Source organism: Kluyvera ascorbata ATCC 33433 (assembly GCF_000735365.1).
GTDB lineage: Bacteria > Pseudomonadota > Gammaproteobacteria > Enterobacterales > Enterobacteriaceae > Kluyvera > Kluyvera ascorbata.
Map to the genome: position 1 here is coordinate 15,689 of NZ_JMPL01000034.1, position 21,546 is coordinate 37,234.

Genomic DNA, 21,546 nt, shown 5'->3' on the forward strand with positions numbered 1-21,546 from the left:
GGGGAGTAGGCACTATTTGTTGCCGACTTCCAGGGTGTCGAATCCTGCGGGGTATACGGATTCCAGGCGAGCGGCAATTCGCTGAGGAACTTGTCGCTGCACCGCCTGCACTGCCTGTTCTATAGCGATCGCAAAGGCTCGCTGATTGGCCGCACCATGACTCTTAATCACCGTGCCGCGCAATCCTAACAGACAGGCGCCATTATACTGGTCGGGGTTGAGGTGACTGAATCGCCTTGTCAGGCTTTTTTGTAACCAACGCTTTAATAAATACAGCCACCACGACCGTTTTTTCCCCTCGCTCTGCGATTTCAGTAGCGAAAGGAAGACTCTGACAACCCCTTCCATCGTCTTTAAGGTGACGTTACCTGTGAAGCCATCGCAAACTAATACATCGGTTTTTCCCGTCAACAGCTCATTGGCTTCAAGATAGCCGATATAGTTGAGGGAAGAGATTGTTTTTAACACTAATGAGGCGTCACGAATACTATCATGACCCTTAATCTCTTCTTCACCGATGTTCAGCAGTGCCACGCGCGGGTTTTCAATCCCCAACACGTCCTCGGCCATGACCGAGCCCATGACGGCAAACTGCACCAGCATGGTACTGTCGCAATCCACGTTGGCACCGAGATCCAGCACCACCGTTTTGCCCTTTTGCTGATGCGGCAGAACCGTCACCAGCGCCGGACGCTCAATCCCCTGAAGGGGTTTGAGCAATAATTTTGCCAGCCCCATCAACGCTCCGGTATTCCCGGCGCTGACGCAAGCTTCGGCCCGCCCTTCTTTCACCATCTCCAGCGCCACACGCATTGAACTACCGCGACTGTGGCGAATAGCATGCGAAGGCCGTTCATCACTGGCAATAACCGACTGGGCAGGGATAATCTGCAAACGTGAACGTTGTTCAAAGTCAGCTTTGGCAAGTAATGGCGTAATGTCGTCGGGATTGCCGACTAAAAGAAGTGAGAGTTGCGGATTAGAACTCAGTGCCTGCAATGCTGCAGGCACTGTCACGGAAGGGCCAAAATCGCCCCCCATGACATCTAACGCCAGGGTTAGACGTGTCAAGGTATCGTCGCCGCTTGGTTTGGTTTATCCCCGCTTGCACGGGGAAAGCCTCACTAAGCTTCACCACGCTTGCACTCATTGTCTTTCGCGCCGAAGCGAAAAATCCGCTGAGTATCGCGTGATTACTTAGCGATTACCTTACGGCCACGGTAGAAACCGTCGGCAGTGATGTGGTGACGCAGGTGTTGTTCACCAGAAGTTTTGTCTACAGACAGGCTGGTGACTGCGGTCAGAGCGTCATGGGAACGACGCATGCCACGTTTGGAACGGGTTGGTTTATTCTGTTGTACGGCCATGGACCTTACTCCTCAATTACTTTTGCTTTAAGCTGGCTAATACGGCAAATGGGTTTGGCTTCTGTGCCTCTTCAGGCAATTCACCAAAGACCATGTCCGCCTCGGACACTTCACAGTGTTCAGAATCATGCACCGGAACTACCGGCAAGGCGAGGATGATTTCATCTTCAACCAACGCCAGCAGATCGATTTCACCGAATTCGTTAACCTCAATCGGCTCATACGCTTCCGGGAGTGCCTCAACCTGATCATCATTTTTGACCGGACTGAAACAATACTTTGTGTAAACATGATGCGTAAACGGTTTCCCGCAACGCTGGCACTCCAACGATACCGTCACCTTCACGTCGCCGGTCAAGACCGCGAGGCGTTGGTTATCGATATTGAAGGACATGTCGCATTCAACATCACTGTCTACACTGACGACGAACGCAGCGACGCGCTCCGCCTGATCGGGGGTATAGATACCCTGGTAATCAAGGCGTTTTTGAGCCGTACGAACCGGATCGAGAGTCAGGGGTAATTTTACCTTTTGCATAGGGCGCGCATATTAACTTTGTAACGTCATAGAGTCAAAGAAAAAGGCAGCCTCAGGTTGCCTTTTGCCAATAATTCGCACACATTGCGGCCTATAGTTTAAAATGTCGGAATCTAATTCGCTACCGTCTATTTAAAAAATTATGCCTGAATTGATTCTTGCTTCGACATCCCCCTATCGCAAACAGCTTCTGGAGAAACTCGGCCTGCCCTTCGAGTGCGCCGCACCCGAGGTTGACGAACTGCCGTTACCAGGCGAAACCCCGCGCAGCCTGGTGCTGCGACTGGCGCAGGCAAAGGCCCAGGCGCTGGCCGCACGTTTTCCTGATCATCTGATTATTGGCTCCGACCAGGTGTGTTTACTGGATGGCGAGATCACCGGGAAACCCCACACCGAAGAGAATGCGCGCCTGCAATTAAAAAAGGCCAGCGGAAATGTGGTGACGTTTTATACCGGACTGGCACTCTATAACTCCGCTAATGGTCAGTTACAGACAGAATGTGAGCCGTTCGACGTCCATTTTCGTCACTTGAGCGAGCAAGAAATCAACGCTTACATCCGTAAAGAAAACCCACTTAACTGCGCCGGCAGTTTTAAAAGTGAGGGATTAGGCATCGCATTATTTGACCGTCTTGAAGGCCGCGACCCAAACACGCTGATTGGTTTACCACTGATTGCGCTGTGCAAAATGCTGCGCCGGGAGAACTTTAACCCGTTGGCGGATTAGTGCCCCCACCTCGAGTGTAGCCCGGCCGAGCGCAGCGACGCCGGGAAATCCCACTCACGATCACAGTTTATTTTTTCACCGCCATTACAATCCACCCTCTACATTGAAACATTATTTTAATTTAAGGAGAGAGGATGCGTGGCAAACATAAACTGTTCTTTATACTGGCAATGCTGACTGCGGTGCAGGCCAATGCCGCAGATGACTGGCAGCGTCAGGGCATTACTGAAGGCAATCTTCCCGCCAGCTGGCAGCAGATGAAATCGCAAATGCAGTACCCCGATTCCTGGCTTTCAGGGCACTACACCGACTTCAAACAGTGGCAGCAGCATGCTCGCCAGGAATTCCGTCAATCGCTGCTCACCCCTGACTCAACGAAGCCCTTCGATGCCAAAATTATTGCCAGCGAAGACCGGGGCAGCTACACCGCAGAAAAGCTTTCCCTTAACATCACCGACGATAATCGCATCGCTGCGTTAATGCTCACGCCTAAAACCCCGGGTCCACATCCCGCGGTTGTTCTGCTGCACGACCACGGTTCGAAGTTTGATATCGGTAAAGAGAAGCTTATCCGGCCTTGGGGTAACGCAGAACAACTCGCTAGCGCCCAGGCCTGGGCCGATAAATTCTTCACCGGGCGCTTTATCGGCGACGAACTGGCTAAACGCGGCTATGTGGTTATCGCTATCGATAGCCCCGGCTGGGGCGACCGCGGGCCGATGGTCTATGAACAGCAGCAGGCGCTGGCAAGTAACTATTTCAATCTTGGGCGCTCACTGGCCGGTGAAGTGGCCTATGAAGATATGCGTACCGTTGATTTTATCGCTTCGCTGAAAAGCGTCGACAGTCAACGTATTGGCGTGCTCGGCTTCTCGATGGGGGGCTTCCGCGCCTGGCAGCTCGCGGCGCTTTCCGACAAAGTGGCGGCGACGGCGGTCATCTCCTGGTTCGGTACCTACAACGGTCTGATGACACCGGGCAACAATGTGCTGCGCGGCCAATCCGCCTTCTACATGCTGCACCCGGGAATGCCTGCGAAAATGGATATCCCCGATATTGCGAGCCTCGCCGCGCCGAAGCCAATGCTGATATTCAGCGGCGGTCAGGACAAGCTGTTCCCTGCGGACGCCGTCAACGATGCCTTTGCTAAAGCGCACCGTGTCTGGTCTTCGCAAAACGCCGACGATAGGCTCGTCACCAAAACCTGGCAAGCATTGGGTCACGTGTTTTACCAGCAACAACAGGAGGAAGTTTTCCCCTGGCTGGATAAATGGCTGAAGTGAGAGGAAATAAGAGAGGTTAGTAGGCCGGATAAGCGAAGCGCCATCCGGCCTAACGGCTTACTGCTGCTTGCTTTGATTGCGCAGTACCTGCAGGCAGCGCTTGAGCTGGTCATCCATCGGCGCTTCGATACGCAGCACTTCGCCGGTACCCGGATGCGTAAACTTCAGCGCGGCCGCATGCAGAAACAGACGGTTCAGCCCGGTACCCGCCAGCTGTTTATCAAACTCACGATCTCCATAGCGGTCATCAAAGGCGATAGGATGACCGGCATGCAGCGTGTGGACACGAATCTGGTGGGTACGTCCCGTCACCGGGCTGCAGCGAACCAGCGTCGCGTGGGTATAGCGCTCTTCCACCTTAAAGCGGGTTTCCGACGGCTTCCCTTCCTGATTCACGCGCACGATGCGCTCACCGCTTTGCAGAATATTTTTCAGCAACGGCGCCTGCACTACTTTGACATGGGATTGCCACTGTCCACGGACCAGCGCCAGGTAATCTTTTTGCATCCCCTTCTCGCGCAGCTGTTCATGCAGTGAACGCAGCGCCGAACGCTTCTTCGCCACCAGCAGTACGCCGGAGGTATCGCGGTCCAGGCGGTGAACCAATTCCAGGAAGCGCGCTTCCGGGCGCAGGGCTCGCAGGCCTTCAATGACGCCAAAGCTCAGGCCACTACCGCCGTGCACCGCGGTGCCCGAAGGTTTGTTCAGCACCAGGATATGTTCGTCTTCATAGAGGATCACATCGCTCAAGGCTGCGACTTTTTGCAGATGCGGTGATACGGCATCTTCTTCACGCTCGGCAACGCGTACCGGCGGGATGCGCACTTCATCACCCGCTTCCAGCTTGTATTCAGGTTTAATGCGTTTTTTGTTTACCCGCACTTCGCCCTTACGCAGGATGCGATAGATCATGCTCTTCGGCACACCCTTGAGTTGGGTGCGCAAAAAGTTATCGATTCGTTGCCCGGCTTCATCAGCGCTGATGGCAACCATTTTTACGGTTGGAGTCTCAGTTTTCATGGTGCGCGATTCTAAATATCCCCGCTCGATAGCGCCACTCATTTTTCTATGCTTATATTTATCATTACCTGATTACTCTCGTTGCTTCTGCCCGCGAATTGTTTGTTATTAGAACAATCGCATCCAGCAGGTGAAAAAACTGTGAGTAACCGGGTGATAAAAGGTGAAAGTCATCTTGCTATAACTAGGTTAGCAAGGAATAATGAATCTGTTTTCCGTGTTGAACCTGGAATAACAAGGATATTTACGGAATGACCAGTTTTGTCTGTCCGATCATCCACGCAGCAATGGCGTAAGACGTATTGATCTTTCAGACAGTTAGCGGGCTGCGAGTTGCAGTCCTTACCGGTACATATACTGTACGAATTTTAGATGGCAGACAGAAAACGCAACGGGAAACATCCGTGCAGACCTCTACCTTCTGAAAGATGACGAGTATAAATGGAATCTTCTCTGGAGAGTTATCCCAGGCTGTTCCCCAAATAATTGCGCTGTGTTTCCGCTTGAAACACAGGCTACCGACACTCTGCGCCTCTTAAGCGAGCGACAACCGTGAGGTTGGCGACGTGAATAGTCACGAGGCCATCGGTTTACCCCGGAAAGGCAACACTCTGCTCGCAGCTTAGTCGTCAATGTAAGAATAATGAGTAAGTTACGATGAAAAGAATGTTAATCAACGCAACTCAGCAGGAAGAGTTGCGTGTCGCCCTCGTTGATGGGCAGCGTCTGTACGATCTGGATATTGAAAGCCCAGGACACGAACAGAAAAAAGCGAACATCTACAAAGGCAAAATTACCCGTATTGAGCCAAGCCTCGAAGCCGCATTTGTTGATTACGGCGCCGAACGTCATGGTTTCCTCCCTCTCAAAGAAATTGCTCGCGAATACTTCCCTGCTAATTACAACGCTCATGGCCGTCCGAATATCAAAGACGTCCTGCGCGAGGGTCAGGAAGTCATTGTTCAGATTGATAAAGAAGAGCGCGGCAACAAAGGCGCTGCACTGACCACCTTTATCAGCCTTGCGGGTAGCTATCTGGTGCTGATGCCGAATAACCCACGTGCTGGCGGTATCTCCCGTCGCATCGAAGGTGACGATCGCACTGAGCTGAAAGAAGCGCTGGCAAGCCTCGAGCTGCCAGACGGCATGGGCTTAATCGTACGTACCGCAGGTGTGGGTAAATCCGCCGAAGCGCTGCAGTGGGACTTAAGCTTCCGCCTTAAGCACTGGGAAGCTATCCAGAAAGCCGCTGAAAGCCGCGCTGCTCCGTTCCTGATTCACCAGGAAAGTAACGTCATCGTTCGTGCCTTCCGCGACTACCTGCGCCAGGACATCGGCGAAATCCTGATCGACAACCCGAAAGTGATGGAAATGGCGCGTCAGCACATTTCTGCGCTGGGTCGTCCAGATTTCAGCAGCAAAATCAAACTGTACACCGGCGAAATCCCGCTGTTCAGTCACTACCAAATTGAATCGCAGATCGAATCCGCTTTCCAGCGTGAAGTCCGTCTGCCGTCAGGCGGCTCTATCGTTATCGATAGCACCGAAGCGCTGACCGCTATCGATATCAACTCCGCGCGTGCAACCCGCGGCGGCGACATCGAAGAAACCGCATTCAACACCAACCTGGAAGCGGCCGATGAAATCGCCCGTCAGCTCCGCCTGCGTGACCTCGGTGGCCTGATCGTTATCGACTTTATCGACATGACCCCGGTACGCCACCAGCGCGCGGTTGAAAACCGTCTGCGTGAAGCGGTGCGTCAGGACCGTGCGCGTATCCAGATTAGCCACATTTCGCGCTTCGGTCTGCTGGAGATGTCCCGTCAGCGTCTGAGCCCTTCTCTTGGTGAATCCAGCCATCACGTCTGCCCACGCTGCTCCGGTACCGGTACCGTGCGTGACAACGAATCGCTGTCGCTCTCCATTCTGCGTCTGATTGAAGAAGAAGCGCTGAAAGAGAACACCAAAGAAGTTCACGCAATTGTCCCAGTGCCAATTGCCTCTTACCTGCTGAACGAAAAGCGCGCCGCTATCAGCGCCATCGAATCCCGTCAGGGCGATGTTCGCTGCATTATCGTGCCAAACGATCAGATGGAAACTCCGCACTACTCCGTACTGCGCGTGCGTAAAGGTGAAGAGACCACTACCCTGAGCTACCTGCTGCCGAAGCTGCATGAAGAAGCGATGGCGCTGCCGGTAGAAGAAGAGTTCGTTGAGCGTAAGCTGCCAGAACAGCCGGCGCTGGCGACCTTCGTGATGCCTGAAGTACCACCAACGTCTGCGACAGAAAAAGCCGCGGTTGCCGCTGCACCACAGCCGAAAGCTGCCGTTGCTGCAGCCCCTGCCGCACCGGGCCTTATCTCCCGCTTCTTCGGCGCGCTGAAAAAACTGTTTGCCGGTACACCGGAAGCACCGGTTGAAGCTCAGCCAGAGAAACAGGAAGCCAAGCCTGAACGTCAACAGGAACGTCGCAAACCGCGTCAGAACAACCGTCGTGACCGCAACGATCGCGGTGACCGTAACGACCGCCGTGGCGATCGCAACGAACGTAACGACCGTGGTGAAAACGCCGAAGGCCGTGAACCGCGCGAAAACCGTGAAGGTCGCGAGGACAACCGTCGTAACCGTCGTGAAAAACCGCAGCAGACCGGTGAAGCTCGTGAAAACCGCCAGGTTGCTGCCGTAGACGACAGCGAGAAAGCGAAATCCCGTGACGATCAGCAGCAGTCCCGCCGCGAACGTAACCGCCGCCGCAATGACGAAAAACGTCAGCAGCCGCAGGAAGCCAAGCAGCAGACCCGCGAAGAACAGCCGGTCGTTGTCGACGAAGCTGCACAGGAAGAACGCGTTCAGACTATGCCGCGCCGCAAGCCGCGTCAGCTGTCGCAGAAAGTGCGTATCGAAACCCCTGAGCAGACCGCAGCGCGTGAACTGATTGCAGATGAACCGCAGCAGGAAGAAGCACCGCGTACCGCTCTGGCGAAAGTTGATCTGCCAGCCGTTGTTGACGCACAGGCTCAGACCGAGCAGGACGATAGCGCTGAAGGCCGTGATAACAATGGTATGCCGCGTCGTTCCCGTCGTTCTCCGCGTCACCTGCGCGTTAGCGGCCAGCGTCGTCGTCGTTACCGCGATGAGCGTTATCCAACCCAATCACCAATGCCGCTGACCGTCGCCTGTGCGTCGCCAGAACTGGCATCCGGTAAAGTGTGGATCCGCTACCCGGTTGCACAGGTTCAGGATCAGGCTATCGTTGATGCACCGGTTGAGCAGGAAGAGATTGCGCAACCAATCGTGGCAGAAACCGTTGAGCAAACCGTAGCGCCTATCGCCGCCGCCGAGCCAGTAGCACCTGCGGCTGTTGAAGCGCCGGTACAGCCTGCAGAAGCGGTTGAGCCAGAAACCGTGGTTGAACCTGTTGCTGTCGCTGCTGCTGAAGAAGCCGCACCAGCCCAGGAAGAAGCGCCTGCGCCAGTTGTTGCAGAAGCGGTAGCTGAAGAGCCAGTCGTTGTTGAAGAAGCACCGGTACAGCCGGTTGCCGAAACCACAGCACCGGTTGAAGAAGCCAACGTGGAAGCACCGGCCGCCGCTGAGCCAGTGGTTGAAGCGCCTGTCGTAGCAACGCCTGAAGTAGAAGCGCCAGTGGTTGTAGCAACTCCGGTCGTTGAAGCGCCAGTGGTTGCTCCAACACCGGTAGTCGAAGCGCCGGTTGCCGCTGAGCCAGCTCCTGCTGCAGCTCATCACGCAACGGCACCAATGACTCGCGCACCAGCGCCAACCTACGTGCCTGAAGCGCCGCGTCACAGCAACTGGGTTCGCCCCGCCTTTGATTTCGACGGTAAAGGTTCTGCCGGTGGTCACAGCGCAACCCATACCGCGACCTCAGGTCCAACCCGCCCGCAGCCGGTTGAATAACCGCTCGCGAGTAAAATAAAAAATCGGCCCTGGCGGCCGATTTTTTTTAGCCTTTTTTCGGCTGCTGCATCCCGGCGATTTGCGGCATGACTTCCCGCATCAGGTCGAGAAATTTTCGCAGCCGCGTTGGGTAATACCGCGCCCACGGGTATACCAGATGCACCGGCAACGGCGCTGCCTGCCACTGTGGCAGCAACTCAATCAACTGTCCGCTTGCCAGCTCCGCTTCCACCGTCCAGCTCGACACGACCGCCACACCAACATGCGCCAGTGCCGCGTTCTTCGCCACATACAGGCTGTCGGTGCTCAACCGCGCCGCCACCGCCACATTGGCCAGCTGGTCGCTCCCCGCCTGACGCAATACCACTTCATGCTGGTAGAAGGTACTGATAGCAATCCACGGTAATGCCGAAAGCTGCTCGGGATTCTCTACCGCCGGATAACGACTCAGCAGTTCAGGTGACGCAACAATACAGCGCGGGACTTCAGCCAGCAGCACCGATACCGTCGCCGGGTCGACATCAGCGCCAACGCGAATGGCGCAATCAATATTATCGCTGATGAAGTCCACCGCTTTGTCATGCAGCATCCACTCCACCGACAGCTGCGGATAGCGTGCCAGAAAGCCCACCAGCGGCATCAACAGCTGCTGCTGACCAAACGCATGCGGAGCGCGCACCCGCAGCGTCCCGACCGGCTGGTCATCGGCAAACTGTAGTGCATCTTCCAGCGCCAGCCATGACTCCACCACCTGACGAGCGTGTTGATAGCAGCGTTCGCCATCGTCGGTCAGCTTCATGGCGTGCGTGGACCGTTGCAGCAGCCTGGCTCCCAGCATCTCCTCCAGCGATTGCAGGCGTCGGCTGACGGTGGCCTGAGTAGTCTGCAACTGCCTGGCCGCCGCGGAGAGCGAGCCGGATTCCACGATACGAATAAAGGTCCGCATCAGCTCTACGCGGTCTATACGCTCATTTCTTTTCATTATCACTTTTCCTATACGCCAAACGTATAACTGTTTTACCACCAGGCTGGCTACCACTCCACCCCAAAGACGCGGAAAATGCGCCTCATACACCGTTGAGGACAACAACATCATGAACAGTCACACCGCATCAACACAGGTCAACAGCCTGCTTATTTTCATACTGGCATTGGGCGCTGGATTTAGCGTCGCCGCCATTTACTACGCACAGCCGCTGCTGCCGCTGATGGGCGCAACCTTAAATCTCAGCGTCGAAGGGATGGGGCTGATTCCCACGCTGACTCAGGCTGGTTATGCACTGGGCATTTTATTCCTGTTGCCGCTGGGCGACCGCTATGACCGCAGAACGCTGATTCTGTTTAAAAGTCTGGCGCTGGCCGTGCTGCTACTGATTTATAGCCTGACCCAGCAATTTCATTCTCTGCTGGCGATAAGCCTGCTTATCGGGATGGCCGCGACCATGGCGCAGGATATTGTGCCCGCCGCCGCCATCCTTGCCCCTGCGGGTAAACAGGGGAAAATGGTGGGCACGGTGATGACCGGTCTGCTGCTCGGCATCCTGTTATCACGTACCGTAAGCGGCGTGGTCGGCGAACTCTTTGGCTGGCGCGTGATGTATCAGGCTGCCGCCGTCAGTATCGCGCTGATTGGAGCGCTGCTGTGGCGCGTGCTGCCAAACTTTGCCGCCCACTCAGAGCTGCACTACCCAGCGCTGATGGTGTCGATGGCACACCTGTGGCGTCGCTACCCAACGCTGCGTCGTGCCGCCATGGCGCAAGGTTTTCTCTCTATCGCCTTTAGTGCGTTCTGGTCTACGCTTGCCGTGATGCTGGCCGAGCACTACCACATGGGCAGCGCCGTTGCCGGGGGGTTCGGTATCGCCGGTGCAGCAGGTGCTTTAGCCGCGCCGCTGGCAGGTGGTTTAGCCGATAAAGTCGGTGCCGAGAAAGTCACACAGCTGGGTGCGCTACTGGTCAGCCTCTCGTTCGCCCTGATGCTGCTGCTCCCTGCCCTGCCGCCGATGGCGCAACTGGTGCTGATTGCCGTCTCCGCCGTGGGCTTCGACCTTGGCCTGCAGTCAAGTCTGGTGGCACACCAGAATCTGGTTTATAGCCTGGAGCCACAGGCACGTGGCCGCCTGAACGCGCTGCTGTTCACCGGGGTGTTTATTGGGATGTCGGTTGGGTCGGTGCTGGGTACGCAGGTTTATGCCATGGCCGGTTGGGAAGGTGTGGTGATTCTGGCGACCGTTGCGGGTCTGGTTGCACTGGCTATTCGCGTCAGTGAAACCTACCGCCTGCGTAACACCGCGCTCAATGCACAATAGAAGCTGAAAAAAAGCCCGCGACGGGGTGATGACGCGGGCGATAAAACATATCCAGTTTCCAGATATGTCAAAACTTACATGTTTTATTTATTCAGTTGGAACAGCGACATTCCCTGCATATCCGTAAACGCTTTGTACGCTGCCTGTAGTGCGGTTTGCTGCATGGTGTAATTCGAAATCGTTTCGTTCCAGTCTACATCGACCAGGTTACTCATCTGCTGTGTTTGCGCCAGCGCACGGTCATCACCCAGTGAATCGAGCTTGTCGAGTTCATTAAGCTGGGTACCTAATTCGGCGCGCACGGACAGCACGTTGTTCAATGAGTTACTCAGGCTACGGTTAGTACGATCGATTGCCGCTGCCGCCGTATCTTTTGCGGTATCATCATCTTCAACAGGCGTGTTCAACGCGGCAATCGCGGAGTCCAGCGCTTTAAAGATATTGGTGTCCGCATCTGGCTTCGCATTACTGGTCGCACTGTCAAACACCAGATTACCGGTATGTCCAATCACCATGGTGCGTGATGTATCAACCTGCTGTTCGACGTTGAGCGCACCACCCACGTAGGTGCCCTGGTCGTCAAACGGCGCCGTATCCGTTTTATAACCGGCAAAAATATAGCGCCCGTTACCGTCGGTACTGTTTGCCAGGTTGAGGATCTGGTCACGGATCCCCTGCAGTTCAGTTGCCAGTGAGGCGCGGTCATCATCGCTCAGCGTGCCGTTACCGGCGTTAACGATCTTTTCCTGCGCCGACTGAATCGCGGTGGTCACCTGTGAGAGCGTGCTTTCTTCAATCGACACGCGCTGCGTGGCAAAGGTACGCGCCGTCGCAAACTGGCTGTTTTGTGCCTGTGCCTGCGACAACACCACCGCCTGCGAGGCCGCAACCGGGTCATCCGACGCGCGGTTAACGCGCTTGCCGGTCGACATCTGTTCGCCATACTTCAACCATGCAGATTGAGAATCGGTAATGCCTCTCATGTTCTGCTGATACATCATTAAGGTACTAACGCGCATGATGGTCCCTCTTCTTAGCGAATATTGATTAATGCGTCGAAGATGGTGCTTGCGGTTTGCAGCACCTGCGCATTGGCCAGATAGTACTGTTGATAAAGCTGCAGGTTGCCGTATTCTTCATCGAGGTTCACCCCGGAGATAGACTGCTGCTGCTCGGTTAATTGGGTGACCACGTTTGTCTGCGTGGTACTGCTGCTCTTCAGCGTCGAGGTTTTGGTACCGATGCTACTCACCAGCGCCGCGTAGGCATCGCTGAAGCTCTTCGAGCCGCCAACCACTTTACTGTTTTGCAGATCCAACAGCGCCTGACCGTTGCGGTTATCGCTCTCACCAACGCTGTCACCGTTAGCGTCCGGCAGCCCCATCGCAATTTCAGACTCGCTGCTGATAGCGACTTTCATGTTGACGATAGTGTCGCTGACCGGCTTAACGGTGAAGCTATCACCGGTATTTGCTGCGCCCGTTCCGCCAATAGAAACCGACAGGCCGTCAAATTTCAGCGTGGTCGCATCGCTATCCGCATCCAGCTTCACGGTGGTGTTATCGGAAGTGCGCGTCACCTGCCAACCGCTGTCGGTTTTCACCACACGGTAATCCGTCGCCTGTACCGCAGATGACTTACTAACGCTTGCCGTCAGCTCTGCGTCGCCGGTATTTTTACTGTTTGCCAGAACGGACGGTTTGCCGAAGGAGAAGAAATTCTCGCCGGTATCGCCGTTGGCATCAACGCCTTGCTTATGCACCGTGTTGAAAGCGTCGGCAAAGGCCAGCGCCATCTGGTTCAGGCTATTGCGCGTCTGGTCCAGATCCTGAGAGCGGAACGTCAACATGCCGCCCAGTGAACCGGTCGTCAGCAGCTTTTCCGGGATCTCAACATTGCCCGCCACGTTATCAACATAAGCCACAGTCGTCCGCGTTGGATCGGCACTGCTCGGTACCGCCGCCAGTTGGTTAGACTTGGTCCCCGCCACCAGCGTATAGCCGTTTGCCATGGTGATGTTGTAGGTGCTGCCATCCTGGACGTTGACTTCAACGCCCACCAGCTTGTTCAGGTCGCTCACCAGCTGATCGCGCTGGTCCAGCAGATCGTTTGGCGATGCGCCTGCGCCTACGCCGGTCAGACGTGAAATTTTGTCATTGAGGCTGGCAATCTGCGAGGTGTAGTTGTTTATCTGATCAACGGTCGACGAAATACTCAGGTTGATCTGCTTGTCCTGGTCACGCAGATACTGGTCAGCAACCTTGAACTGGTTTACCACGCCATCGGCCTTACCCAGCACGGTCTGGCGTGCCGCCGGATCTTCGGCGTTGCTCACCAGCGTCTGCAGGCTGCTGAAGAAATCCTGCAGGGTCGTCGAGATGTTATTGGTCGTGCTCGCAAACATGTTGTCGAGCTTAGAAACCTGATCGTAACGCGTACTCAAACCGCTGCTCTGGCTTTGCGCCGAACGCAGCTGGTTGGTGATAAAGGCGTTATATTCACGCTGAATGCTGGAGACATTAACGCCATTGCCCACCCAACCGCCCGCACCAAGCGTACTGTTGGCTGCTGCCAGCACCGTCGTCTGACGGGTGTAGCCAGCGACGTTATAGCTGGAGATATTGTTACTGGTGGTATTCAGCGCCGACTGTGCGGCGCTCAGCCCGCTCATCGCGCTGTTAATTAAACTGGACATGAACGCTCCTTCTTTAGACCATGGTATTACTTATCGGATGGCGGGCGGCAAACTTGAGGCTCATCAGAACAGATTTTCGATGTCGTTACGATAGGCATTGCTGACCTTATCGCTCATCGCTTTCAGCTGTTGAATCATGCTGGTGAGTTTGCGCGCATACTGCGGATCGGTGGCATAACCTGCGTTTTGTAGCGCCTGCGCGCCCTGCTCTGCCGTTGATGCCGAGGTTACCGCCGCATAGCGTGGGTTACGCGTTAGCAGATTCACATAGTCAGACAGCGCCTCAAGATAGGAGCTGTAGACACGGAACTTCGCCTTCACCTTCTTCGCTTCGCCGTTTTCAAATTCCGTGGTGGTGATTTCCGTCACCTTACCCTTCCAGTCACCGGACGCTTTCACACCAAACAGGTTGAAGCTTGGTTCACCGTTTTCCCGACGGATCTGTCGCTGCCCCCAGCCGGACTCCAGCGCCGCCTGCGCCAGAATCAGGTGGTGAGGAATACCGCTCTGCTCACTCGCCAGCCGTGCCGGAAGCGACAGCTGGGCGAGGAAGTCTTTGCTATCGCCGGAAAGCGGCGTGTCGCTATTATCCGGCGCCTTCGGGAGCGCTTTACGCACCATCTGCGTCAGCGCGGCGTTCTGGTAGCTGGTGACCGTCTGCATATCGAACTTCATCGGCACCTGGCCGACATTGTCGGCCGGCTCCTGCTGCTGTGCCGACAGCTGCTTGACCATCTCCTCCGCCAGACCAAGGCCTTTTCCTGCCGTCATCTGTTGGGCGATTTGCTGGTCATACATACTGGTGTAAAGCCGCGTCTGTTCGCTGCTGAAAAGACCGTCTTTCGGCAGCGTTTCACGCATGCTTTTCAGCATCATCTGCACGAACATCCCTTCCACCTGACGCGCCACCGGCCGCAGGTTGGCCTGCGGGTCCTGTCCGGCCTTGGTTTTCAGCTCGTTCAGCGACTGCGCGTCCCAGGCGGCGCTCGCCAGTAGTTTGCTGTCGGTCAGCATCAGACAATCTCCACCTTGGCGCGCAGGCAGCCTGCGCTCTGCATCGCCTGAATAATCGACATCAGGTCGATTGGCGTTGCCCCCAACGCGTTCAGCGCACGCACCACGTTGTTCAGGTTGGCGCTAGCGCGAATGCTCTGCAGCGAACCGCCGCTCTGGCGAAGGTCAATCTGCGTCTGCGGCGTAACCACGGTACGGCCGCCAGCAAACGGCGTATCCGGCTGGTTCACCTGTGCGGAGCGGTTAACGGTAACGGACAGGTTACCTTGCGCGACAGCACAGCTATCCAGCGTCACTTCGCGGTTCATCACCACGGAGCCGGTACGGGAGTTGATAATGATCTTCGCATCCTGCGGCGTGGTACCTACCTCAAGGTTTTGAATATCCGCCAGAAGACGTACCTGACCGCTGCCGCCCACCGGCGCGCGCACCTGTACAGTACGCGCATCCAGCGCGGTAGCGTTACCGAGGCTGCTGCGACGGTTAATGGTGTTGGCAATCTGCTGCGCCATGGTGAAGTCATCGTCATTCAGCTGCAGGTTGATGGTGTTACCCGCGCCGAACTGCGTAGGCAGCTCACGTTCAATGGTCGCCCCGCCGGTAATACGCCCGCCGTTCAGCTGGTTCACCTGCACGCTGCTTCCACCGGCCGCGGCACCAGCGCCGCCGACCAGAATGTTGCCCTGCGCCAGCGCATACACCTGGCTGTCCACGCCTTTCAGCGGAGTCATCAGCAGCGTACCGCCGCGCAGGCTTTTAGCATTACCCATAGAGGAAACCACCACGTCGATGTTCTGCCCCTGGCGGCCAAACGCCGGAAGCTGCGCGGTGACCATCACCGCCGCCACGTTTTTCAGCTGCATGTTGGTGCCTGCTGGCACGGTGATCCCTAACTGGGAGAGCATGTTGTTAAGGCTCTGAGTGGTAAACGGCGTTTGCGTCGTCTGGTCACCCGTGCCATCAAGCCCCACCACCAGGCCATAGCCAATCAGCGAGTTTTCCCTCACCCCCTGCACGCTGGTGAGGTCGCGAATGCGTTCGGCGTGCGCCAGGCCGGTGACCAGCACCAGCGCCAGGGTTAGCAGAGTTTTAAACATGGTTCACCTCGTTACATCGGCGATAAGTTAAGGAAGAAGCGCTGCAGCCAGCCCATATTCTGCGCTTCGTTGATATAGCCGTTGCCGACATATTCGATACGCGCATCCGCCACCTGCGTGGACGGTACGGTGTTGCTGCCGCTGATGGTGCGCGGGTTAACCACCCCGGAGAAGCGGATAAATTCTGTGCCCTGGTTGATAGCAATTTGCTTTTCACCCACGACATGCAGGTTGCCGTTGACCAGCACCTGATCGACGGTCACCGTCAGCGTGCCGCTGAAGGTGTTGCTGGCGTTTGCGCCACCCTTACCGTTAAAGGTGTTGCCACCGGAAGCATCAACATCGGCGCGCGCATTACCAAACAGGCCCTGCAGGTAGCGCGGTACGGTGTCAAAGCCAAAATTCGTTTTTCCATCGCGGCTGGCGTTAGCCGACGAGCTTTTGCTCGCACTGACGTTTTCTTGCAGCACGATAGTCAGCGTATCGCCGATATTGCGCGGACGGCGGTCTTCAAACAGCGGCTGGTAGCCGTAGTTAATCGGCTGCGCGGTCTGGAAAATAGAGCCATTCGCCACCGGGACCGGGCCAGGAATCGGCTGGGCGGTCGTCGCCCCTTCCACCAGCGGCTTAGACGGCACCAGAGCACACCCTGCCACGCTGAGGGCGACAATGGTTAAAAGCGGATAACGAAACGCTGCGGATTTTTGCATTGCTTTCTTCTTCTGAATCTCAATGTTTGCCCCGAGAGTGCCCGGAGTCGGCATTCACACCTCGTCCGGGCTACACGGCCTGTCGTAGCCAGGACGAGCGAAGCGACTCCGGGGAACGCCCGGCGAAGCCTTACAGCTGCGTCAGTTTTTGCAGCATCTGGTCAGTCGTCGATACCGCTTTACTGTTAATTTCGTACGCGCGCTGCACCTGAATCATGTTAACCAGCTCTTCCGCCACGTTGACGTTAGAGGTTTCGACATAACCCTGATACAGCAGACCCGCACCGTTCAGCCCCGGAGTGGTGTCGTTCGGCGCGCCGGAGGCCTGGGTTTCGATGTACAGGTTTTCACCAATACTCTCGAGCCCGGTGTCGTTCATAAAGGTCGACAGGTTCAGCTGCCCGACCTGAACCGGGTTAGCCTGCCCCTGCTGGGTCACGCTGACGATACCGTCACGGCCGATGGTGATGCTGATAGCGTTCGCTGGAATGGTGATTGCTGGCTGTACCTGATAGCCGCTGGCGGTGACCAACTGACCGTTCTGGTCAACCTGGAACGAACCGTCACGGGTATAGGCCGAAGAGCCGTCCGGCAGCAGGATCTGGAAAAACCCGTCGCCTTTAATTGCCACATCTTTACTGTTGTTGGTCTGCGACAGGTTGCCCTGGCTGTGCAGACGTTCGGTCGCCACGGGACGCACCCCGGTACCAATCTGCAGGCCTGATGGCAGCGTCGTTTGTTCGGATGATTGCGCACCCGGCTGGCGAACGGTTTGATAGAGCAAGTCTTCAAACACCGCGCGCTGGCGCTTAAAACCATTAGTACTGACGTTCGCCAGGTTGTTGGCGATAACGTCCATATTGGTTTGCTGCGCGTCGAGACCGGTTTTCGCGATCCATAATGAACTGATCATAGTTTTCCTTAGCTCATTGACAGCAACTGGTTAGCTTTCTGCGTGTTTTCATCCACGCTGCTGATAACCTTCATCTGCATTTCAAAACGGCGTGAGCTGGCAATCATGTCTGCCATTGCCGCCACGGGTTTTACGTTGCTGCCTTCCAGCACGCCAGACTGCAGGCGCAGCGTTGGGTCAGCCTGTAAGGTTGGCCCACGCGTCGCAACCGCCGACGGCGTGAGGTGGAACAGTCCATCATCACCGCGCGCCACTTCCGTTGCCGTCGCCTTCACGACCTTCAGCTTACCGACGGGGGAAACCGTATTAGGCGGGTCACCCGGTGTCAGTGCGGAAATAGTGCCGTCCGAGGCAATGGTCACCTGCGAGCCTTCCGGCACGCTCAGCGGCCCGGTTTCACCAATCACCGGATTGCCCTGAATCGTGAGCTGCCCGGTGGAGCTGACCTGGATGTTACCGTTACGGGTATAGCCTTCGGTACCATCTGCCGACTGCACCGCCAGCCAACCGTCCTGCTGAATGGCGACGTCCAGCGGACGTGCGGTGTAGTCCAGTTGGCCTGGGGTCATATCCGCGCCCGGCGTGGTGGCAGCCACCAGCGTACGCGTCTCAACGGACGGCCCCACGACCGGCACCGCACGCATAGCGGTTAGCTGGGCGCGAAAGCCCGGCGTTGATGTATTGGCAAGGTTGCTCGCCGTGACCGCCTGCTGCTGCATGGTCTGGCTGGCGGCACCCATTGCCGTATATATCGCGTGATCCATGAGGTCACCCTATTAGACGATTAACGCAGGTTAACCAGCGTGTTGAGGATCTGATCCTGGGTTTTGATGGTCTGGGCGTTAGACTGATAGTTACGCTGCGCCACGATCATATTCACCAGCTCTTTACTCAGGTCGACGTTGGAAGCCTCGAGCGCGCCGTTGGTCAGCGAGCCAAAGTTACCGGTACCTGCCGTCCCCAGCAGCGCCACGCCAGAAGACTGGGTCGCGGACCAGACGTTATCGCCTTCGGATTGCAGGCCTTCGTTGTTGGCGAAGTTCGCCAGCACGATCTGACCCAGAAGCTGGCTCTGCTGGTTGGAGTACGTTCCCCACCACGGTGCCATCTTCGTTGATCTGGTAGCTCACCAGGTTACCCGGCGCGAAGCCGTTTTGAGTGGTGGCAACGATATCGTTGGAGCCGGTGTTTTGTTGCATGGAGTTGAGGAAGCTTAGGGAGAACGTTTTACCACCAACCGAGCCGTTCAGACTTTCCAACTCAACGTCGATTTGCGGGCTGGTATTAGCCGCACCCAGAACCATATCGCCGGTGGTGGTATCGAGACTGTAGTTAGAGACGCTTTTCAGCGTACCCGTATCGTTGAACTCCATCTGAGCGGCCTGCACCGCCTTGGCATTCTTCACGCTGGAATCCAGGGTGTAGACATCCCACTTGTTATCCGTCGTTTTCACGTAATAGACGTTAACGTCATGAGAGTTACCCAGACTGTCGTAAACGGTCACGGTCCCTTTTTTGTTGTAGGTATCCGGGTCGGTGGCATCGAATGGCTTAGTGGCCGTGTCGATAGCCGCATCCGTAGAGTTCAGGTTCATCTGCATCGCCGCAGTTGTCGTCGTTTTTGCCGACATCAACGTATTCGGGATGGTCAGTGCAACCGGGTTTGCCCCCTGCTGGATGGTTGCCGGGTTGCCGGTCGCCGGGTAACCGGTGACGCTCAGCCCCTGCATGTTCACCAGGTTACGGTTTTCATCGAGCTTAAACTGGCCGTTACGGCTGTAGTAAACGGAGCCGTTGCTGTCGACCAGACGGAAGAAACCGTTCTGGCTGATGGCCACATCCAGCGCACGTCCGGTGCTGGTGGTGGTACCGTCGGTAAAGTCCTGGGTGATGCCCGCCACTTTAACGCCGAGACCCACTTTAGAACCGGCAAACATATCCGCAAATGAAGCGGTGCCGGATTTAAAGCCATAGGTGGCGGAGTTGGCGATGTTGTTGCCGATAACATCGAGGTTGGTGGCAGCCGCGTTTAAACCGCTGACCGCTTGTGAAAAGGCCATAACGTCTCTCCTGAAATAGTTAAAGGCTTAGATAATCTGGCGAACCTGATCCAGCGTAGTGGTGCCGTACGTTCCCAAATCCAATTTGTTGCCATCGCTGCCGAGCGTTACGCCCTGCACCAGCGCGAACTGCAGCGGTTGAACCACCAACTGCGTCGTGCCCTGGCTTGCGGCAATGCTGACTTTGTAAGCGCCGTCCGGCGCCGCAGAGCCATCGTCCAACGTGCCATCCCAGGTAAAGGTATGAACGCCCGCAGTCTGCGCCCCCACGTTCAGAGTACGGACAACTTTGCCGCTGCTGTCAGTAATGGTGGCGGTGACTTTGTCTGCCGCCTGCGTCAGCTCAATGCCAAACGGCGTGGTATCGACGCCGTCGTCGCTGCTGCTTTTTCCCGCAAGAATGGTCGAACCCGGGATCATCACGCCGTGACCCACCAGCGAACTGGCCTGCAACGACTGGCTGCTATCGATTTGTCCGGAGATGGAACCGAGCGTGGTGTTGAGCTTCTCAATGCCGCTCAGGGTGCTGATCTGTGCCAGCTGTGAGGTTAATTCGTTGTTTTGCAGCGGGTTGGTCGGGTCCTGGTTTTTCAACTGAGCCACCAGCAGCGTCAGAAAGCTGCTTTGCAGGTCAGATGAACTGTTAGTCCCGGTGCTGTTCAGCGCTGACGAGGCTGAACTGCTGCTGGTGGTATCATTAATATTGGCTACGATAGACATCGGTTATCTCCCTTATTGTCCAAGCGTCAACGTTTTCAGCATCATGCTTTTCACGGTGTTGAGGACCTCGACGTTGGCCTGGTAGCTGCGCGACGCCGACATGGTGTTGACCATCTCGCCCACCACATCCACGTTAGGCATACGTACATAGCCCTTGGCGTCCGCCAGCGGATTTCCCGGCTGATAGACCAGCTTGTCCGGCTCCTGACTTTCCACCACGTCAGCCACCTTCACGCCGCCGGTTGCCGCCCCTATTGGCGCGTCCACCTGAAACACCACCTGCTTGGCGCGGTACGGCTGACCGTCCGGCCCGGCGACGCTATCGGCGTTGGCGAGGTTACTGGCCGCGACGTTAAGACGCTTGGACTGCGCGGTGAGCGCCGACCCGGCGACGTCGAAGATATTGAGTAATGCCATGGATTAGTTCCCCTGCTGCAGGACACTCATCATGCCCTTGATTTGTCCGCCAAGAACCGTAAGACCGGTCTGGTACTGGAGGCTGTTATCAGCGAACTGCGTACGTTCCCGGTCCATGTCGACGGTGTTACCATCCATCGCGGGCTGGTCGGGAATGCGGTAAAGCAGATCAGCCTCTGGCGTTGAGACAGTCTGCGCGGGAATATGGCGTTCGGAGGTCAGCGTCAGCGCTACGCCGCTGCTTTCCGGCCGTCCGCGCGCCATTACTTTTTTGAGTTCACTGGCAAAATCAATATCGCGCGCCTGATACCCGGGGGTATCCGCGTTCGCGATATTAGCCGCCAGAATTTCCTGACGTTCAGCGCGTAGGTTCAGCGCTTCTTGCTGAAAACGTAAGGCGGCGTCGAGTTTGTCGAGCATGTCTCCTCCGCAAATGACAAAGTTTCAGCCGACAGCTTAAATCCCCTTACACGCGCGTCATCGACGGAATAAACGCAATATGCGTCGCTATTTGTTGCGTTGATGTGGCGACAAGATGGGTAAAATGCGTGCATTATCTATTCACTGGAGCGTTCCATGCGTCAGCTCATTGCCCCTCTCATCGCTGCGGCACTGGTCTTTAGCCCATTGGCTTTAGCGGCCGATATCCAGACGCAGCTCACTGAATTTTTTACCCAGCGTCTGACCGGCTTTAGTAATGAAGTCACCGTGAAGCTGCGTAATACGCAAAACCTTAAGCTCGCATGCGACGGGCCCGCGTT

Annotated in this window: 19 protein-coding genes and 2 pseudogenes; 5 read left to right on the plus strand and 16 right to left on the minus strand. The window is 56.2% G+C overall.

Features of this window, described 5'->3' with window-relative positions; translation table 11 throughout:
- Nucleotides 1-12 precede the first annotated feature (12 nt).
- From plsX to yceD, 3 genes are all read right to left on the minus strand, one after another.
- Nucleotides 13-1,071, minus strand: a complete 1,059-nt coding sequence (gene plsX / locus GKAS_RS10535; RefSeq protein WP_072011380.1) for a phosphate acyltransferase PlsX — start codon at nt 1,069-1,071, stop codon at nt 13-15.
- A gap of 122 nt (nt 1,072-1,193) precedes the next feature.
- Entirely contained in the window at nt 1,194-1,367 is a 174-nt protein-coding gene (gene rpmF, locus GKAS_RS10540; RefSeq protein ID WP_003036242.1) for a 50S ribosomal protein L32, read from the minus strand.
- 16 nt (nt 1,368-1,383) lie between these two features.
- Complete coding sequence (yceD, locus tag GKAS_RS10545) at nt 1,384-1,905, minus strand: 23S rRNA accumulation protein YceD (RefSeq protein ID WP_035894179.1); 522 nt, start codon at nt 1,903-1,905, stop codon at nt 1,384-1,386.
- Nucleotides 1,906-2,047: 142 nt separating this feature from the next.
- Between yceD and GKAS_RS10550 the strand changes: the two genes are divergently transcribed.
- Together GKAS_RS10550 and GKAS_RS10555 are read left to right on the plus strand one after the other, a co-directional pair.
- Entirely contained in the window at nt 2,048-2,632 is a 585-nt protein-coding gene (locus GKAS_RS10550; protein WP_035894181.1) for a Maf family protein, read from the plus strand.
- A 170-nt stretch (nt 2,633-2,802) separates the two neighbouring features.
- The gene (locus GKAS_RS10555) at nt 2,803-3,915 is read left to right on the plus strand and encodes a dienelactone hydrolase family protein (RefSeq protein ID WP_246870729.1); all 1,113 of its coding nucleotides are present in this window, start codon (nt 2,803-2,805) and stop codon (nt 3,913-3,915) included.
- A 57-nt stretch (nt 3,916-3,972) separates the two neighbouring features.
- Here GKAS_RS10555 and rluC read toward each other — a convergent pair whose 3' ends face one another.
- Complete coding sequence (gene rluC / locus GKAS_RS10560; protein ID WP_167540410.1) at nt 3,973-4,935, minus strand: 23S rRNA pseudouridine(955/2504/2580) synthase RluC; 963 nt, start codon at nt 4,933-4,935, stop codon at nt 3,973-3,975.
- Between the two features lie 657 nt (nt 4,936-5,592).
- Between rluC and rne the strand changes: the two genes are divergently transcribed.
- Complete coding sequence (gene rne, locus GKAS_RS10565) at nt 5,593-8,850, plus strand: ribonuclease E (protein ID WP_035894186.1); 3,258 nt, start codon at nt 5,593-5,595, stop codon at nt 8,848-8,850.
- 46 nt (nt 8,851-8,896) lie between these two features.
- Here the strand turns inward: rne and GKAS_RS10570 are convergent, their stop codons facing one another.
- Complete coding sequence (locus GKAS_RS10570) at nt 8,897-9,832, minus strand: LysR family transcriptional regulator (protein ID WP_035894188.1); 936 nt, start codon at nt 9,830-9,832, stop codon at nt 8,897-8,899.
- 112 nt (nt 9,833-9,944) lie between these two features.
- Here GKAS_RS10570 and GKAS_RS10575 point away from each other — a divergent pair, with 112 nt between their 5' ends.
- The gene (locus GKAS_RS10575; protein WP_035894190.1) at nt 9,945-11,159 is read left to right on the plus strand and encodes an MFS transporter; all 1,215 of its coding nucleotides are present in this window, start codon (nt 9,945-9,947) and stop codon (nt 11,157-11,159) included.
- A gap of 83 nt (nt 11,160-11,242) precedes the next feature.
- On the opposite strand, the gene flgL is transcribed toward GKAS_RS10575, so the two are convergent.
- From flgL to flgB, 11 genes and pseudogenes are all read right to left on the minus strand, one after another.
- Nucleotides 11,243-12,178, minus strand: coding sequence for a flagellar hook-associated protein FlgL (gene flgL, locus GKAS_RS10580; protein WP_035894192.1), 936 nt, complete (start codon nt 12,176-12,178; stop codon nt 11,243-11,245).
- Between the two features lie 14 nt (nt 12,179-12,192).
- Complete coding sequence (flgK, locus tag GKAS_RS10585; protein WP_035894194.1) at nt 12,193-13,854, minus strand: flagellar hook-associated protein FlgK; 1,662 nt, start codon at nt 13,852-13,854, stop codon at nt 12,193-12,195.
- 63 nt (nt 13,855-13,917) lie between these two features.
- Complete coding sequence (flgJ, locus tag GKAS_RS10590; RefSeq protein ID WP_035894197.1) at nt 13,918-14,868, minus strand: flagellar assembly peptidoglycan hydrolase FlgJ; 951 nt, start codon at nt 14,866-14,868, stop codon at nt 13,918-13,920.
- Nucleotides 14,868-15,965, minus strand: coding sequence for a flagellar basal body P-ring protein FlgI (locus GKAS_RS10595; protein WP_035894199.1), 1,098 nt, complete (start codon nt 15,963-15,965; stop codon nt 14,868-14,870). Before GKAS_RS10595 ends, flgJ begins: the two co-directional genes overlap by 1 nt.
- Before the next feature lie 11 nt (nt 15,966-15,976).
- On the minus strand, nt 15,977-16,675 hold the full coding sequence (flgH, locus tag GKAS_RS10600) for a flagellar basal body L-ring protein FlgH (RefSeq protein WP_035894212.1): 699 nt from the start codon (nt 16,673-16,675) through the stop codon (nt 15,977-15,979).
- Between the two features lie 130 nt (nt 16,676-16,805).
- A complete protein-coding gene (flgG, locus tag GKAS_RS10605; protein ID WP_035894201.1) occupies nt 16,806-17,588 on the minus strand; it encodes a flagellar basal-body rod protein FlgG in 783 nt (260 codons plus the stop codon).
- 8 nt (nt 17,589-17,596) lie between these two features.
- Complete coding sequence (locus GKAS_RS10610) at nt 17,597-18,352, minus strand: flagellar basal body rod protein FlgF (protein ID WP_035894203.1); 756 nt, start codon at nt 18,350-18,352, stop codon at nt 17,597-17,599.
- A 20-nt stretch (nt 18,353-18,372) separates the two neighbouring features.
- Nucleotides 18,373-19,648 (minus strand): annotated as a pseudogene (flgE, locus tag GKAS_RS10615) (flagellar hook protein FlgE).
- A gap of 27 nt (nt 19,649-19,675) precedes the next feature.
- The gene (gene flgD / locus GKAS_RS10620) at nt 19,676-20,368 is read right to left on the minus strand and encodes a flagellar hook assembly protein FlgD (protein ID WP_035894205.1); all 693 of its coding nucleotides are present in this window, start codon (nt 20,366-20,368) and stop codon (nt 19,676-19,678) included.
- 12 nt (nt 20,369-20,380) lie between these two features.
- A complete protein-coding gene (gene flgC / locus GKAS_RS10625; protein WP_035894207.1) occupies nt 20,381-20,785 on the minus strand; it encodes a flagellar basal body rod protein FlgC in 405 nt (134 codons plus the stop codon).
- A 3-nt stretch (nt 20,786-20,788) separates the two neighbouring features.
- Nucleotides 20,789-21,205: a flagellar basal body rod protein FlgB gene (gene flgB, locus GKAS_RS10630; protein ID WP_035894208.1), complete on the minus strand. Its 417-nt coding sequence runs from the start codon at nt 21,203-21,205 to the stop codon at nt 20,789-20,791.
- A gap of 156 nt (nt 21,206-21,361) precedes the next feature.
- Here flgB and flgA point away from each other — a divergent pair.
- Nucleotides 21,362-21,546: pseudogene (gene flgA, locus GKAS_RS10635) on the plus strand (flagellar basal body P-ring formation chaperone FlgA); the annotation flags it as partial.

Coding starts and splice junctions, on each gene's coding strand:
- rpmF (WP_003036242.1), bottom strand. CDS start 1,367: ATGGCCGTACAACAGAATAAACCAACCCGTTCCAAACGTGGCATGCGT.
- yceD (WP_035894179.1), bottom strand. CDS start 1,905: ATGCAAAAGGTAAAATTACCCCTGACTCTCGATCCGGTTCGTACGGCT.
- GKAS_RS10550 (WP_035894181.1), top strand. CDS start 2,048: ATGCCTGAATTGATTCTTGCTTCGACATCCCCCTATCGCAAACAGCTT.
- GKAS_RS10555 (WP_246870729.1), top strand. CDS start 2,803: ATGCTGACTGCGGTGCAGGCCAATGCCGCAGATGACTGGCAGCGTCAG.
- rluC (WP_167540410.1), bottom strand. CDS start 4,935: ATGAAAACTGAGACTCCAACCGTAAAAATGGTTGCCATCAGCGCTGAT.
- rne (WP_035894186.1), top strand. CDS start 5,593: ATGAAAAGAATGTTAATCAACGCAACTCAGCAGGAAGAGTTGCGTGTC.
- GKAS_RS10570 (WP_035894188.1), bottom strand. CDS start 9,832: ATGAAAAGAAATGAGCGTATAGACCGCGTAGAGCTGATGCGGACCTTT.
- GKAS_RS10575 (WP_035894190.1), top strand. CDS start 9,945: ATGAACAGTCACACCGCATCAACACAGGTCAACAGCCTGCTTATTTTC.
- flgL (WP_035894192.1), bottom strand. CDS start 12,178: ATGCGCGTTAGTACCTTAATGATGTATCAGCAGAACATGAGAGGCATT.
- flgK (WP_035894194.1), bottom strand. CDS start 13,854: ATGTCCAGTTTAATTAACAGCGCGATGAGCGGGCTGAGCGCCGCACAG.
- flgJ (WP_035894197.1), bottom strand. CDS start 14,868: ATGCTGACCGACAGCAAACTACTGGCGAGCGCCGCCTGGGACGCGCAG.
- GKAS_RS10595 (WP_035894199.1), bottom strand. CDS start 15,965: ATGTTTAAAACTCTGCTAACCCTGGCGCTGGTGCTGGTCACCGGCCTG.
- flgH (WP_035894212.1), bottom strand. CDS start 16,675: ATGCAAAAATCCGCAGCGTTTCGTTATCCGCTTTTAACCATTGTCGCC.
- flgG (WP_035894201.1), bottom strand. CDS start 17,588: ATGATCAGTTCATTATGGATCGCGAAAACCGGTCTCGACGCGCAGCAA.
- GKAS_RS10610 (WP_035894203.1), bottom strand. CDS start 18,352: ATGGATCACGCGATATATACGGCAATGGGTGCCGCCAGCCAGACCATG.
- flgD (WP_035894205.1), bottom strand. CDS start 20,368: ATGTCTATCGTAGCCAATATTAATGATACCACCAGCAGCAGTTCAGCC.
- flgC (WP_035894207.1), bottom strand. CDS start 20,785: ATGGCATTACTCAATATCTTCGACGTCGCCGGGTCGGCGCTCACCGCG.
- flgB (WP_035894208.1), bottom strand. CDS start 21,205: ATGCTCGACAAACTCGACGCCGCCTTACGTTTTCAGCAAGAAGCGCTG.